The following is a 15341-nucleotide window of genomic DNA, read 5'->3' as shown; positions in this document are numbered from 1 at the left end:
TTTGGCTTGAGGCGTCAGCGGCTCTCGTCCCACGGATCTGATATGGCGCGGCGGTATCCCAGGCCGTCATACCCGAATGCGTTGTTCCACGGGGAGGAGTATGCCGGCATCTGTTGAAACTGCAGGGACACGCCGAACTCTTTTGACGGTCTATAATCGATGCGTGCACGTTCAAGGAAAATGCCGCTGAAGGTGTTGTTCAGCTTCGCTGAGAGAGAGCCGACCGGCGAATACATCATCGTGATATCAGCACGGACGGAGAGCGGATCCGAAATCTGATACTTCATGCTGTTCGTATATGCGGAGTAACCCAACCCCTCCCGGCCCATGCTCAGATATCCCATCGACACACTGTGCGACATCGAGAAACGGGACGGATCAAAAAACCCAAACACGGAAGAAGAGGATCTCTGTATCTGATGTTCCTCAACAGAGGGCGTGCGGGGCTCCTGGCCGCGGAATTGCGCGTGCGCCGATACAGAGAGGAGGATAAAAAGGAGCGAAATATGCTTTTTCATTTTCGAGTTTCTGGTAGAGTACCGTTCGCAACATTGTAAACGGTGGAAGGATCAAAATCAAGTCGAACGCCCGTCCGGTTCGCCGAAACACTCCGTTTTGACAAGAAAAAAATATTTCGTCCCACGGATGTTTGTAAATCGTTTATCGAGTATGACTTCGTAAAAATCAAGTCGCGCACCCCACGCCTACGGGGTTGAAAATCCGCCCGTGGGCGTCTATAATGCTCAAGCACACCGCAGCCATTTCGCCTGTGGATAACGTGTGGACAACGCCCCGGTCACAAACGCACCCACCCGACGCAGTCTCCGATTTGCCGGGAGAACCTCGGAGGATGTTTTTGGCAGCAAACAGTCAAGTCTATTAAAAACAGCCGTGTTTTGCGCATCTCGATATAACTCTCGGTTATTTTTTTTGACTTACCGAGCGCGGCTGGATCCTGGTGCAATACAATTCTCGCCTATTTCTGCATCTTTCCAATTGTGAACAACCCGCGGACCCAGCACGTGAATACAATGGAATCATACACGACAACAAGCCCGGAGTTTGTGTGGCGTCAGTGCCTGCATGAAATACGCGGTAAAGTGAAACCGTTGTCCTACAAGACCTGGTTCGAACCGCTTATCCCCACTTCGCTGGAGGAGGGGATGCTCACCCTCGAGGTTCCGAGCACCTACTTCTACGAATGGCTTGAGGAGCACTATTTTGATTTGCTCCAAGACACCATTCGCTCTATCGTCGGCGCCGATGCGCGGCTTCAGTACGCCGTTAAAGTCCCTACGGCAGACGCCGTCCCGCTTCTTTCATCCGATGCGCAAGGTGCAGGACAAGACCAACCGCTGCGCAGCGAATCGCCCGATCCAAGGGATGTTTTTCAAAACAACCTCAATCCCAAGTTCACCTTCGAGAACTTCATCCGCGGGGATGGCAATCAGTTCGCTCGCGCTGCGGCACTGAATGTCGCAAAAAATCCCGGCGAAACGGCGTTTAACCCACTCGTATTATATGGGGGTGTGGGGCTTGGCAAAACGCACCTTATACAGGCGGTGGGAAACGCAATCGTAAGCGCAAATGTAGGAAAAAAGGTGTGCTATGTCTCGAGTGAGAAATTTACGATCGATTTTGTAGAGTCCATCGAAAAGAACAAATCGATCGAGTTCTCAAGCTTCTACCGAAGCATGGATGTACTCATCGTCGACGACATTCAGTTTTTCTCGGGCAAGGAAAGAACCCAGGATACATTCTTCCATACTTTTAACACCCTTCACCAACTGAAGAAGCAAATAATACTCTCGTCGGACCGGCCTCCGAAGGATCTTGTCGGTCTAGACGAAAGACTCATCTCGCGCTTCCAGTGCGGTCTCACTGTCGACATTCAGCCTCCGGACCTGGAAACACGTATAGCCATCCTGAGAAAGAAGGCCGAGGACGACCATATCGAACTCCCACAGGATGTGGTCGAGTTTGTCGCCTCGAATGTGAAATCGAATATCCGGGAACTTGAGGGGTGTTATATCGGACTCATCGCTCGCCATACTCTCGAACAGCGACCGATTGATCTGACCCTCGCGGAACAGGTCTTGAAAAACGTCATTTCAGCAGAGAAAAAAGATCTGGCTGTTGAGCAAATTCAAAAAATAGTTGCCGACCACTTTAAGGTCACCGAGAACTCGCTGCGGGCAAAAACGAGGAAGCAGGAAATTGTACTCCCTCGGCAGGTGGCAATGTATCTTTCAAAGACGTACACCCGGGCATCGTTGAAAACTATCGGACTCCATTTTGGTGGTCGGGATCACACAACGATCATTCATGCCTGCCGGTCCATAGAATCGTTGCTTCAGGAAGACGAGAATCTTCGCAGCCACGTAGACAACCTCAAAAAACAGATATCCTACATTTCGGGATGATGTTCGTTGTAATGTGGATAACTCCGTGTACACCGTGTACAAAAAGGCGCGCTTCTGAGTCGCGCCTTCTTTCTTTTTGTACGTGGACGTACGGCCTGAGTAAAAATCGTACTTATCCACAATACCGCAATCTTCTGTACACATCAAGCGTAACTTTAAGCGAACAATCCCGAGTTCCTTGAATTTTTTCGAGTTTTCATGGTTACGGTGGTGTTATCCACATATCCACATTTTCAATAACAATAGGTGTATTTTTAACAGTAAAAACTTGTAGCACTCATTACTTATGCTCGCGACCTGGACAACACTAACGCCCGACACCGATAAGAAGGTGATAGCCGCCATATCCCGGTTTCCGGAATCACATAGGATGGGATTTCTGGCGCTTGGGAGTTATGGCCGTTCTGAGATGGTAACTTACTCTGATGTGGACATCCTTATCCTCAGATCTGACGGGTTTGTCGTGCCGGATGAAGTAGTGCGCTCCGTTGTTCAACTTTTACAGGACAGTATCCCGAGAATGAGCGTGGTTGCACGGAGTCCTTCGGATTGTCTGATGATGCTGGACAAAGATATTCGATCCTGGTTGACGCTCTTGGAGGCGCGGTTTCTTGGAGGAGACAAGCGAGTTTTCGTGGAATTAAAAGAAGGGCTGTTCTGTCAGGTTAGATCGCTCGGCGTGGACAAAATTTTGCGTTCAGCCGGGAATTATTTTTCTGGAAGAAGAGAAATACACGGGGATTCGAGCAAACTTCTTGAACCTAACGTCAAAAACAGTGCGGGATCTCTGCGCGATATCCATGCATTGTATTACGCAGCCATTCTGAGGGGATGGCAGAAAGAAGGATATCCCGCGGAATTACGTCCAAATTTTCCCGAAAGTGTTTTCAACCTGCCCCTGACAGAGGAACAACGCGAGGCAGTAATACAGGCCTGGATGTTTTTTCAAAACACGCGCGACGCAATGCATGTGGCAGTTGGACACCTTCACGACACGCTTGAGTACGATCTTCAGCGGCACGTTGCGGAAAAATTGGGTTATGGGTCGAAGACCGAAAAGGTATCCGTTGAGCGATATATGACGGAATACTACAGGCAATCAAAAGCCGTGATCGGTATCTACGATCGTGTCTATTCCTCGTATTCGGATGACATTCCATCGGAAAAAGTATCCGAGAAGCTTCTTCGGAAGAATGTTATGGAATTTTTTCTTGAGTGCGCAACAAATAACCGACTCCCCAGCATCAAGGAGCGTGATATTCTCACTGCCGAAGCGTCTGCTTCGGGTCTGTTTTTCAACTCCGAAGACGACCAGGCGTTTGACACACTGCTCAGACAGAAGTCCACCGTCGGTAAGATGCTGCGGATTATGAACGATTATGGGATACTGGGGTCTTATATTCCCGAATTTGGACTGCTTGCACAATTTTTCCAGCACAACATCTATCATTTCTACACCGCTGACGAGCACACACTTATTGCTCTTGAAAAATGCGAAAGATTGGTGGATAGGCCCGGATTTCTTGGATCACTCTTTCGCTCTTTTCCAGATCCCTCCGTCCTGTACTATTCCATACTCTTCCACGATATCGCCAAACCGGTGGATCTCGCCACCCATGAAATTACCGGGGCTGAAACAGCCCGGAAGGTGCTCCAAAAAATTGGTCGTGACGATATTGCGGAGGATGTGGCCTTTGCCGTTCGGTATCATCTGCTTATGGAACAGACTGCCTTCAGGCGGAACTATCATGACAAGGCTACACTGCTCCCGTTTGCACGGACAGTCGGTTCCATCCGACGCTTGAATATTCTGTACCTGCTCACCTATGCAGACCTTTCCGCGTTAAATCCGAATGTATGGACCGATTGGAAAAACGAGGTTCTGCAAGAGCTGTACAGCAAAACGGAAGAGTGTATTCTGCTCGGCCTGGACGAGTCGGAACGCCTGTTGCAGGAAAAGATTGACTCGCGCGTGGGGTCCGCCCTGTCTTCAGGTTCCGTGTTTGGAGAGGAGTGGACATACGATATAGACGGTTCGCGTGAGAATCAGCCGGATGTACAAGCTGCAATAGATCAGGTATATCACGGGTCGGCTGGCGTGGTTGTATTCAGGGAACAATCCTCCTATTCAGAGGCGGTTTTTGTTTGCCAGGATGCTCCGTATCTGCTCTCCAGAATCGCCGCCGTACTTCTTGCAGCGGATGCATCCGTGATAGATGCGAGAATACGGACACGACCAGACGGAACGGTTGTGGATGTCTTTAAAGTTGTTGATCTCATTCATCACGGCCCCTTGCGTTCCGAGCAGCGGGCGGTGATTGAAGAACAAACCGCACGTGTCTTAACCCTGCGTGCCAACACCGAAGAACTCTTCAGGCAGCATCGTAGTAAATGGAAAAGGATACTCAGGAAGTCAACGATTACCACCGCCCATACCGCGGTAACCTATCATCAGCATGTAACGGACACCGGAACAGCGCAAACGATAGTAGACGTCTTCGCTCCCGACACACTCGGTCTCTTATACCGTCTCACTCAGACCATTTCCTCCTTTCGGCTTAACATCCACCACGCAAAGATTGCAACACGGGTTGATGGAGTCGTGGATTCATTTTACGTTGCAGATGTCGACGGCATGCCCATCGACGACGCACCCCGCCAGCAGGAGCTTCGAGCGGCACTGCTCGAACAGATTCGCCTGCTGACAATGCCGGAGTCTGGTCCGGTCACCCGCGTATGACACCTCGAGATCAAAGAAGTATAGGCGTATTCGACTCCGGTATTGGAGGCCTGACTGTGGTTCGGGCGCTTATGAAGCGTTTGCCGCATGAGAGCATCACCTATTTTGGTGATACAGCCAGGGTCCCGTATGGAAACAAATCCGCCGAAGTTGTTCGGCAGTACGCGTTAGAAGACGCACATTTTCTGCTGAGTCACAACGTCAAAGTAATTGTTGTTGCCTGCAATACTGCATCCGCCGTTGCACTTGATGTGCTCCGTGACCGGCTCGAAATACCGGTCATCGGCATGATAGAACCCGGAGCAGTGGCTGCAATTGTGTCCAGTAAGCACGGCCGCATAGGAGTGATTGGCACACTGGCGACTGTGGCAAGTGAATCGTATCCTAAGGCAATCCGCTCCAGGGCACATAATGCACACGTCGTGTCGCGGGCGTGTCCTCTCTTTGTGCCGCTCGCGGAGGAGGGGTGGAGTGAGCACAGGATATCCGCAATGGTTGCCGAGGAATACCTAGCGCCCCTGCGCCGTGAAGGCATCGACACTCTTATTCTTGGCTGCACGCACTATCCCATTCTACGTGGCGTCATTGCCGCAGCCGCGGGAACCGGTGTCAGGCTTGTTGACTCGGGCGAGGCTGCTGCCGAGGAAGTAGCCCGTGTTCTCGAATCATCGGAACTTCTAAACCCGTCCACCGCACTACCGAACTACAGCTTTTATGTCTCGGATGTTCCCCAGAGGTTCAAAGAGCTCGGGGAGATTTTTCTCGGTACCGCGCACATGCGCGTTACAAAAGTCCATATCCCGTAACAGCACATACTCGTGCTGTTTCATACACGCACCTAAAAAACACAAAAATGCAGAAGCACAAACCCGAAGAAGAAGTTCCCCTCTTCGATGAGTTCGAGCACGTCACGTCCGACCAGTGGCGCACACTCGTTGAAGCCGAACTCGATGGAGCAGATTTCGAAAAGAAGCTCGTGTCCAAAACAGCGGACGGGAGAACCGTTCCCCCGCTTTCAATAGCGGACGATCTGAGCACCATAAGCCATCTCGATACGATTCCAGGAGAAGCTCCGTATTTACGTGGTACAAGCCGCTACGGGCAGGCTGTTGGCGGTTGGGCGGTTCGCTCCTCTCTGACGACTGGCGACGAAGTGACGGCTGCTTGCAGCGCTCTGGAGCAGGACGATCTGCATCCGGCGGAGTATGAATTTCTGTTTAGTGAACAAAACCACCCGGGCACACCCGCCGAGTTGGCTGAAATTCTGGATCCATTTGTTTCTTCCGGCGCCGGGATCGTGTTGGACGCAGGTATCATGACGCCTGTATTTGGTGCGCTGGCCTTCGAAGCGCTTCATCAGCGAGGACTCGACGCCTCGCGTTTTTCAGGCGTTTTGAAGCTCGACCCGTGCTCGTCGCTGTTGTCGGAAAAAACGCGGAGGATCAGTATCGAGAGAAGTTTCGATGCACTTGCGAGCACCGTTGTCGGGATGAACGACGCGTTGCCTGGATTTCGTTCGTTCGTCGTTTCTGGCTCGATATATCACAACGCAGGTGCGGGACCGGTACTGGAGATTGCCGCCACTCTGGGCGGTGCGCTGCAGTGTTTACGCGAGTGCGAGGCACGCGGAGTGGATCCACAACTCGTTGCACAGTCGGTTCAATTCTCCTTCCCCGTGGGGAGCATGTTACTGGAAGAGGTTGCAAAGCTGCGCGCCGTTCGCATGCTGTGGGCGAAGATTGTAAAACACACAGTCGGACAAATCCACAACGCGTTTGCAATGAACCTGCACGTGGAGTCGTCGAGCCGAGAAATGACGATGTATGACCGCCATGTGAATATTCTTCGAGCGACGCTTGCAGCGATGGCTGGTGCCATCGCCGGCGCAAACTCCATCTCGGTGAGACCCTTTGACGAAGTCATTGGAGAACGGACCGGCCTCGCTCGGAGAATTGCGCGCAATACCAACCTGCTACTCATGCACGAATCACACCTTCACGGCGTTGTAGATCCGGCGGGTGGGTCGTACTCCATTGAAAAGAGAACGGAAGAGTTGGCTAGAGCGGCATGGCTTGAGTTTCAGCAACTCGAAGCGGATGGTGGATGGCTGAGTGTCGTTCGCAGCGGAGCGCTGCAGCGTAGGATTGTATTGGCTCACGCAACAAGTGTCGCCGCGGTCGCATCACGCCGAACCGTGCTCGTCGGAACGAATCAGTACCCGAATCTTGGCGAAACATGTGTTCCTCCTCAACAACCACAATCCGAGAAACGCCCACACTCCGAACCCCTCCCGTCGGAGATATCATCTGCTCTGCGGACCAGCGCTAAGAAAGCGGGAAGATCGTTTATTCGCGACGTGGCCGCAGTGTTCAACACGGGAGCTACGGCTTTGCAGGTTGTTCACTGCATGTATCCAGAGGAAGCATCCTCGCCAATAGAGGTTCACCTCCGACACGAGAGGATTGCGAAGGATATAGAGGATATTCGCCTGCGTGTTGAGAGCGCGGGACGAAAACCTCGAGTGTATCTTCTGTTGTACGGGCCGCCAGTCTGGCGCAGTGCACGAGCCACCTTTAGCGCTGGTTTCCTCGGCGTTGCAGGATTCCAGATTACCGAGGGGCCGGGCTGTGATTCTGTGGAAGAGGCCCTCGAGAACGCGATGCCGCTGAATGCGGATATCGTTGTTGCGTGCAGTGAGGATGCCGCGTACTCCCAAACGGTGCCAACGATTATTGACACGGTGCGTCGTACAGGTGTATCACCCGTCTTTCTCGTTGCAGGTAATCCCAAAGCCGATGTGGAAAAACTTGAACAAGCCGGGGTGAATGGATTTATTCATGTGCGCGCGGATCTCTTGCACGAATTGAACGCGCTTCTTTCAGCGCTAGATATCACCGATCGCGACGGGGGTTCCAATGAAAACTGACTTCACCACCATCCCTTACGGATTCGACGAGTTTCTCGGCGAGCCGCCAAACAGTGCGTCTGAATCTTCGCGCGATCGATCAGAGGCGATGGAATTCGGACAAGATCATCCTGAAGAGTTGATTTGGAGAACACCCGAGCAGATACCAGTCCGACCACTTTTCACAAAAGCCGATATCAGGGGTTTTGATCATCTCGACTTTCTCTCTGGTATTCCTCCGTTCCTGCGGGGGCCGTACTCGACGATGTATGTTGTGCGTCCGTGGACGGTCCGCCAGTACGCCGGATTTTCAACCGCCGAGGAATCAAACGCGTTCTACCGCAGAAATCTCGCAGCAGGTCAGAAGGGTCTTTCGATAGCATTCGATCTTGCAACACATCGTGGGTATGATTCCGATAATCCGCGCGTTCTTGGCGATGTAGGGAAGGCGGGTGTTGCGATCGATTCCATCCTCGATATGCGGATCCTCTTCGACAGGATCCCTCTCGATCGTATGTCCGTCTCGATGACCATGAACGGCGCCGTGCTTCCCATCATGGCCCTCTACATAGTGGCTGCTGAGGAGCAGGGCGTCCAGATGGAGAAATTGAGCGGTACGATCCAGAACGATATCCTGAAGGAATTCATGGTGCGAAACACCTACATCTATCCTCCAGGACCGTCGATGCGCATTGTGTCGGACGTGATCGCCTTCACTGCCAAACGCATGCCGAAATTCAACTCCATCTCTATCTCGGGTTACCATATGCAGGAAGCCGGTGCCACGGCTGATATCGAGATGGCATACACACTCGCTGATGGACTCGAGTACATTCGGGCCGGCCTGAACGCCGGCCTGAGTATCGATCAGTTCGCACCGCGACTGTCGTTCTTCTGGGGTGTTGGGATGAACTTCTTCATGGAGATCGCCAAGATGCGTGCCGCACGAATGCTGTGGGCGAAACTCGTGAAACAATTCGAGCCGAAGAATCCAAAATCGATGTCGCTTCGGACGCACAGCCAGACTTCGGGCTGGAGTCTTACCGAACAAGACCCGTTCAACAACGTCGTGCGCACCTGCGTTGAAGCGCTTGCAGCCGCCTTTGGCGGAACGCAGTCCCTGCACACAAACGCACTTGATGAGGCCATCGCTCTCCCAACGGATTTCTCCGCCCGCATCGCACGAAACACGCAGTTGTTCCTGCAGGACGAAACGGGCATCTGCAGGGAAGTCGATCCCTGGGGTGGATCCTATTATGTCGAATACCTGACAGGGAAACTCGCGCGGCGCGGGTGGGAGTTGATTCGGGAGGTGGAGGATCTTGGAGGAATGACGCGTGCCATTGAATCAGGGCTTCCCAAAATGCGAATAGAAGAAGCCGCGGCACGCAAGCAGGCGCGCATCGATGCGGGCAAGGACATCATTGTCGGTGTAAACGCATACCAACTGCAGCAGGAAGAATCCATCCCAATTCTTGAAGTGGATAATTCAGCGGTGCGTGACGCGCAAATCGCCCGACTCGCAGAATTACGGTCGCATCGAAACAACGATGAGGTGCGACACGCGCTGGATGCTCTTGCGCACGCGGCTTCCGGGGACGGAAACCTGCTCGAGGCGTGTGTGGTCGCAGGGCGTGCACGTGCAACGCTTGGTGAAATGTCCGACGCAATGGAGTCGGTGTTTGGGCGTCATAAGGCGGAGATCCGCTCGATTTCCGGCGTCTATTCAAGCGAGGCAGGTACAGATGCCGATTTTATAGCTGCACGAACGCTTGCGGACGAGTTTGCCACCGCCGAAGGACGACGTCCCAGGATTATGATCGCAAAGCTCGGGCAGGATGGACACGATCGCGGCGCGAAGGTTATTTCAACGGCCTTCGCCGATTTGGGCTTCGATGTCGATATCGGTCCCTTATTCCAAACACCCGCGGAGGCCGCGCAACAGGCTGCGGAAAATGACGTGCACGTTGTGGGTGTGTCGAGTCTCGCTGCGGGACATAAAACACTCGTCCCCGCGCTGATCTCGGAACTCAAGACACTTGGGCGAGAAGATATTCTGGTTGTTGTCGGCGGTGTTATTCCCGCACCCGATTATTCCTTCCTGTACGACGCCGGCGCTGCTGCGATTTTTGGTCCGGGCACTGTGATCGCCCGCGCTGCGAGAAAGATTCTGGAAGTCCTCATGCGATGACGAGGGTCGTACCCGCGGGACCCGGGTGGTCCGGGCATCCCGCGGGTACGAGAACCAGCCAAGACATCGAAGGAGGGTTCCCATGCCCGAATTCCGACAGAACTTCGTCACAAAAGAATGGGTGATCATTGCGCCGGAGCGTGCAAAACGCCCGTCCGATTATCGGACACAAAAATCCGATATTCCCGCAAGAAGCACCTACGATCCAACCTGCCCTTTTTGTCCGGGGAATGAAACTGAAACTGGCGCGGAAATGCTTCGCTATGGTACGGAGAACGCCTGGTCGCTGAGGGTGATCAGGAACAAGTACTCAGCGCTCGATCCTGGAAGCGCGGTACTCCGACACCAGGCGGGTTTATTTTTGACGGCAGGTAATCATGGGGTCGCCGAGGTTGTCATCGAATCACCCCTGCACAATCTCTCGTTTTCCTCCCTTCCACCCGAAGGGGTCGTCGACGTGCTTCGATCCTACCGCGAGCGGTCGCAAGACATCGGATCGATGCCCGATATTTCCATGGTGATTGTTTTCAGGAATCACGGACCCGGAGCCGGCACATCTCTCTCGCATCCGCATTCTCAGATTATCGCCTCACCCATCATCCCACCACACCTGCGTGATCCGATTCATCTCGCGGCACTGCATCTCGACTCGTTCGGATCATGCGTCTATTGTGATATGCTTGCCGAGGAGCTTCGTCAGGAGTATCGAATTATAGAAGAAAACGATCACTTTGTATCATACTGTCCCTTTGCCTCGCGTTCACCGTACGAGGTGCGCATTCTTCCGAAGCGACACGCAGCAAGCTTCACGTTGATCACCGATACGGAAATAGCTTCGCTTGCAGAGATACTACAGCATGCGACCGCCCGGATTCGAGACCTGCTGGCGGATCCTAGTTACAATTTCGTGATTCGATCCTCACCAATCAGTGACGAGGACGTTCGGTATCTGCATTGGTACCTTGTCCTTATTCCAAAGATCACCACGCCCGCGGGTTTTGAAATAGGAAGCGGTATTTACATCAACCCTTCTTCCCCCGAAGTGTGCGCGCGACACCTTCGCGGTGAGGCCGTTTCGTGAATTTCCATTCCTGTAATTCGCGTAAAAGGGTTTCGTCGGTGAGACTGTAGTGAAGCGGTGTAACCGATACAAAACCGTTTCGTAGGGCGACATCGTCTGCATCGGAATCCGAATCCCACACATAACTCCCGAACAGCCAGTAATATGTGCGCCCGTTCGGATCTGACCGGGACTCAAAGCCATCGTCCCACCACGAGCGCCCTTGACGTGTGACCTTGATACCGCGAATTTCGTTTGCGGGAATGTTGGGTACGTTCACATTCAGAAGTGTGCCTCGCGGTAATCCATTTTTGAGCACCGTTGAAGCGATAACACGTGCATGCCTCGAGGCTCCACGTAAATCGGCATCGAGTGCGTGCGTCGCCAGGGAAAAGGCAATCGAAGGGATTCCAAGAATTGCTCCCTCGGTTGCGGCCGACACGGTTCCGGAATAAATGATATTGATCGAAGTGTTCATCCCGTGGTTGATACCCGAAACAACAAGGTCGGGCAGCCGCGGCAGGAGTGTTGTCGCGCCAAGTTTGACGCTGTCGGCGGGAGTTCCTTCAACCGCCCATCCGCGGAAATACATCCCCCTTCGTATCTCCCTCGCACGCAGTGGCATTTGCATGGTGATTGCATGTCCCACAGCGCTTTGTTGTGTGGCTGGGGCTGCTACTACAACATCTCCGAGTGGACGCATCGCCATGACAAGTGCATAAATTCCCGGCGAGTCGTATCCGTCGTCGTTTGATACGAGAATGATTGGCCGTTCGTGCGGTAGTTTTTTCTGGGTGGGTCTCATAACACGAATCTACACCCTTGGTGTGTGTGGAAAAACCCCGGGCTATTTCGTGACAAAGCCCGCGGAATACGATTTTCGCATTCCAAGCCGTTGATGTACTTTTCCATGCCATGTATCGATATCTCTTTGGTCCAGTACCCAGCAGACGCCTGGGTGTTTCACTCGGCGTCGATCTTACACCCGATAAAAGCTGCTCTTTTAATTGCGTCTATTGTGAGTGCGGAAAAACGGGTGCTCTGACTGCGGCCCGTCGGGAGTATACGCCCACTGCGGAAGTGATTTCGGAGCTGCGAGCATTTCTTTTGAAGGCACCACGCCTGGATTCCATCACCTTTTCCGGATCCGGTGAACCGACTCTCCATACGGGACTCGGTACGGTGGTTTCTTTTCTGAAGGAAGAATTTCCCGCGTACCGTGTTACTGTTATTACGAACAGCAGCCTGCTGCATCTCCGCGAAGTGCGCGACGCACTTCTGCAGGCCGATCTCGTGATTCCCTCTCTCGATGCTGTCTCCGAAACGGTTTTCAGACATGTGAACAGACCCGTTCCCGGAATGACATCGACCGCGCTCATTGACGGGCTTCGGGTTTTTTGTGATTCGTTCCCGGGGAAAATTTGGTTGGAGATTTTTCTTGTCCCGGGACTCAACGATACAACGCACGAGATTGAACTGTTCCGCGCACTGCTTCAAACGCTCCGATATGAGCGCGTGCAGTTGAACACCCTGGATCGACCGGGAGCAGTTTCATGGATAGCGCCTGTGGGTACGCGTCGGCTTGAAGAGATTGCGAGATCACTCGGGGAACGAGTGGAAATTGTGGCATCGCGTCGACCCGGCGCCTCGATGTCGGAGCATGACTCGGAGGTACGGAATCTAGTGCTGTCGACCCTGCAAGTGCGCCCTTGCACAATTTCTGAGCTCACGGATGTCACTGGATATTCAGCGGACGACCTGCTGCCTCTCTTGCACGCGCTCATAGCGGACGACCTTCTCGAAACCCGGGATGAGTCCAGCGGTCTGGTGTATCACGGACGAATCGGACGGCACACGTTCAGATAATACCCGTTCTGTGAGGTAAATAAAAAGGCCGGGTGCGTGCCCGGCCTTATAGCCACTCTGTGACTCGGATTATTTCTCAATTCCGAGTAGCTCGATGTCGAAGACCAGGGCCGCGTTTGGTCCGATGGTCTGCCCTGCTCCGCGCTCACCATATGCAAGCTCGGACGGGATGAAGAGCTGCCACTTGGAGCCAACGGTCATCATCTGCAGCGCTTCGGTCCATCCCTTGATCACGCCTGTGACCGGGAAAACGGCGGGTTCGCCTCTTTTATAGGAACTGTCGAATTCGGTTCCGTCGATGAGTTTTCCACTGTAATGCGTCTTTACCTTGTCGCTCGCTGTGGGCTTGGGACCCGTGCCTTCCACGAGGACCTTGTACTGAAGGCCGCTTTCGGTGGTTTTCACTCCGTCTTTCTTCTTGTTTTCAGCCAGGAACGAATCACCCTCAGCTTTGTTTTTCGCTCCGGATATTTTTCGTTCTGCTTCCTGTTTCGCCATCATTTCCTGCTGGTACGACATGACGCACTGGCCCGCCTGATCTTCGGTCATTGCCGTCTGTCCGCCTTTGATCACAGCTTCCATCGCGGCTGAGAGTATGGTCAGATCTACGTCGATCGACTGCAGCTTGAAGTTCTGTCCGATATTCATTCCGATGGCGTAGCTCACGCTGTCGCGGCGGGTTTTTAATTCGACGGGTTTCTGGGCGAGCACTTCAGGCACGGCTAAGGCCGCTGCCAGAAGAAGGAAAAGAGCGATACGCATACAATCCTCGTTGTTGTTCAAGTGTTGATGAAACGCGCGTTCGATGATTCTCTCAGCCCGCAGCGTCTCGGAACCGTGCGTCAGCACGATACGCAAGCAACAAAGATACGGCACGCGTGGTTCACGAAAAAGATCCGCAAGTACAACCCTTCAGCGATCAGACAACCCAAAGAGCAGTCTGCGGCTTGGAGAGAAACACTGTTGCGGTACTGGTGACCCACACTATTTCTTCCACGGTGGCAACACCATATCCTTCTATCGGCAAACGCGGCTCGATGGTGAACACCTGCCCCTCTTCGATACGTCCGAACGGCAGTTTGCCGTAGCGTTCCCAACGAGGCAGGAGCCCAACACCACCATCATGCGCTGCGCGACCCACCTGATGTCCCAGCGCGTGTGGATATTCCGGGTATCCGTTCTTCACTATGAATGACCTCGCCACATCATCCACCTTCCATGAAACGACTCCGGGTGCAAGGTACTCGGCCGCGTGTCGAATGGAATCACGTATGACGGCGAAGCCGCGCAGCACCTCCTTTGGCGGTTGCTTCTCCCCTTTTTTTCTAATGTACCACGTACGCTGAAGATCGGAACAGTAACCGTTCACCTTGATACCGAAATCGATGTTCAGAACGTGCCCGCCTTCGATCTTTCGAGCAGTCGGCCCAAAGTGTGCTCCTGCGTGTTCCGGACCGGTGAATACAGCCGGGCAGTGATCGGCCCCCCATGCCAGGTCTACACCCAACGCCTTGACCTGCTTCAGAATGAACTGCGCCACATCCTGTTCGGTTTTCCCGATGCGAAGAAATCCGGTAACCTTGTTGTAGATGTCGAGTGTAAGTGAGATCGCTTTCTTGATGTTCGCGATCTCCGCCGGAGCTTTTCTTCCGCGCAGGGCCGATACAATTTCTTGCGCCGAGACGATCCGCTCCGAGTATTTGGTCCCTTCCAGATGTTTCATGAGCTGTAAGTACATGCCGTGTGTCAAACCGTCGGCGACAACAGAATCCATCGAGAAATTGACTGCGATTTTTTTTGGCTTGAGAAAATCAAGGACACGAAGAAGCTGCGGACCTATGCCCTGCACGTACGGGATTACTTCCTGAAACAGACCTTTGTCCTTAATCGCTTCAACATCCAGACTGCCGGCGATACAAATTGTTTCGCCCTTGCGGGTAATGATCCATGCCGTCTGCCATGTTGCATGCTGCCCAATCACGATATCGATCATGGGATCGGGCATCGTGGCGCTTTCGCGCACGAAGGTGAGCCACGCATCAATTTTTTTCTCTTTGAGAATCTCAACCGCCTGAGCGAGTTTTTCTTTGATCATGTCCACGGGTTTTCCTCCAGATATTCTGACACAGTTTCTAAGTAGGATTTATCCAATCCGT

General features: G+C 53.1%; 11 protein-coding genes. 7 read left to right on the top strand and 4 right to left on the bottom strand.

Annotation, left to right across the window (positions count from 1 at the left end):
- Window positions 1–14 precede the first annotated feature (14 nt).
- Window positions 15–518: a hypothetical protein gene (locus tag HY962_04555; GenBank protein MBI5646182.1), complete on the bottom strand. Its 504-nt coding sequence runs from the start codon at window positions 516–518 to the stop codon at window positions 15–17.
- Window positions 519–1031: 513 nt separating this feature from the next.
- Between HY962_04555 and dnaA the strand changes: the two genes are divergently transcribed.
- From dnaA to galT, 6 genes are all read left to right on the top strand, one after another.
- Window positions 1032–2423, top strand: a complete 1392-nt coding sequence (gene dnaA / locus HY962_04550; protein MBI5646181.1) for a chromosomal replication initiator protein DnaA — start codon at window positions 1032–1034, stop codon at window positions 2421–2423.
- Between the two features lie 286 nt (window positions 2424–2709).
- Window positions 2710–5163, top strand: coding sequence for an HD domain-containing protein (locus HY962_04545; protein MBI5646180.1), 2454 nt, complete (start codon window positions 2710–2712; stop codon window positions 5161–5163).
- Entirely contained in the window at window positions 5160–5969 is an 810-nt protein-coding gene (locus HY962_04540) for a glutamate racemase (GenBank protein MBI5646179.1), read from the top strand. Before HY962_04545 ends, HY962_04540 begins: the two co-directional genes overlap by 4 nt.
- Window positions 5970–6016: 47 nt before the next feature.
- Complete coding sequence (locus HY962_04535) at window positions 6017–8089, top strand: hypothetical protein (GenBank protein ID MBI5646178.1); 2073 nt, start codon at window positions 6017–6019, stop codon at window positions 8087–8089.
- Entirely contained in the window at window positions 8079–10259 is a 2181-nt protein-coding gene (gene scpA / locus HY962_04530) for a methylmalonyl-CoA mutase (protein MBI5646177.1), read from the top strand. Before HY962_04535 ends, scpA begins: the two co-directional genes overlap by 11 nt.
- Before the next feature lie 82 nt (window positions 10260–10341).
- Window positions 10342–11340, top strand: a complete 999-nt coding sequence (gene galT / locus HY962_04525) for a galactose-1-phosphate uridylyltransferase (GenBank protein MBI5646176.1) — start codon at window positions 10342–10344, stop codon at window positions 11338–11340.
- On the opposite strand, the gene surE is transcribed toward galT, so the two are convergent.
- Window positions 11282–12124, bottom strand: coding sequence for a 5'/3'-nucleotidase SurE (gene surE / locus HY962_04520; GenBank protein ID MBI5646175.1), 843 nt, complete (start codon window positions 12122–12124; stop codon window positions 11282–11284). The two genes, galT and surE, sit on opposite strands and share 59 nt — an antisense overlap.
- Before the next feature lie 110 nt (window positions 12125–12234).
- Between surE and HY962_04515 the strand changes: the two genes are divergently transcribed.
- Window positions 12235–13185, top strand: a complete 951-nt coding sequence (locus tag HY962_04515) for a radical SAM protein (GenBank protein MBI5646174.1) — start codon at window positions 12235–12237, stop codon at window positions 13183–13185.
- Window positions 13186–13254: 69 nt separating this feature from the next.
- On the opposite strand, the gene HY962_04510 is transcribed toward HY962_04515, so the two are convergent.
- On the bottom strand, window positions 13255–13947 hold the full coding sequence (locus HY962_04510; protein MBI5646173.1) for an FKBP-type peptidyl-prolyl cis-trans isomerase: 693 nt from the start codon (window positions 13945–13947) through the stop codon (window positions 13255–13257).
- Window positions 13948–14104: 157 nt separating this feature from the next.
- Complete coding sequence (locus HY962_04505; protein MBI5646172.1) at window positions 14105–15280, bottom strand: aminopeptidase P family protein; 1176 nt, start codon at window positions 15278–15280, stop codon at window positions 14105–14107.
- Window positions 15281–15341 lie beyond the last annotated feature (61 nt).

The sequence above is a fragment of the Ignavibacteriota bacterium genome (assembly GCA_016218045.1).
In the GTDB taxonomy this organism is placed as follows: domain Bacteria; phylum Bacteroidota; class Ignavibacteria; order SZUA-365; family SZUA-365; genus JACRFB01.
The sequence above is the reverse complement of the archived record's forward strand: the minus strand, read 5'-3'. Positions and strand labels throughout refer to the sequence as shown.

Bases quoted from the DNA above. Each gene is read 5' to 3' on its own strand.
- HY962_04555 (MBI5646182.1), bottom strand. From the start codon at position 518: ATGAAAAAGCATATTTCGCTCCTTTTTATCCTCCTCTCTGTATCGGCG.
- dnaA (MBI5646181.1), top strand. From the start codon at position 1,032: ATGGAATCATACACGACAACAAGCCCGGAGTTTGTGTGGCGTCAGTGC.
- HY962_04545 (MBI5646180.1), top strand. From the start codon at position 2,710: ATGCTCGCGACCTGGACAACACTAACGCCCGACACCGATAAGAAGGTG.
- HY962_04540 (MBI5646179.1), top strand. From the start codon at position 5,160: ATGACACCTCGAGATCAAAGAAGTATAGGCGTATTCGACTCCGGTATT.
- HY962_04535 (MBI5646178.1), top strand. From the start codon at position 6,017: ATGCAGAAGCACAAACCCGAAGAAGAAGTTCCCCTCTTCGATGAGTTC.
- scpA (MBI5646177.1), top strand. From the start codon at position 8,079: ATGAAAACTGACTTCACCACCATCCCTTACGGATTCGACGAGTTTCTC.
- galT (MBI5646176.1), top strand. From the start codon at position 10,342: ATGCCCGAATTCCGACAGAACTTCGTCACAAAAGAATGGGTGATCATT.
- surE (MBI5646175.1), bottom strand. From the start codon at position 12,124: ATGAGACCCACCCAGAAAAAACTACCGCACGAACGGCCAATCATTCTC.
- HY962_04515 (MBI5646174.1), top strand. From the start codon at position 12,235: ATGTATCGATATCTCTTTGGTCCAGTACCCAGCAGACGCCTGGGTGTT.
- HY962_04510 (MBI5646173.1), bottom strand. From the start codon at position 13,947: ATGCGTATCGCTCTTTTCCTTCTTCTGGCAGCGGCCTTAGCCGTGCCT.
- HY962_04505 (MBI5646172.1), bottom strand. From the start codon at position 15,280: ATGATCAAAGAAAAACTCGCTCAGGCGGTTGAGATTCTCAAAGAGAAA.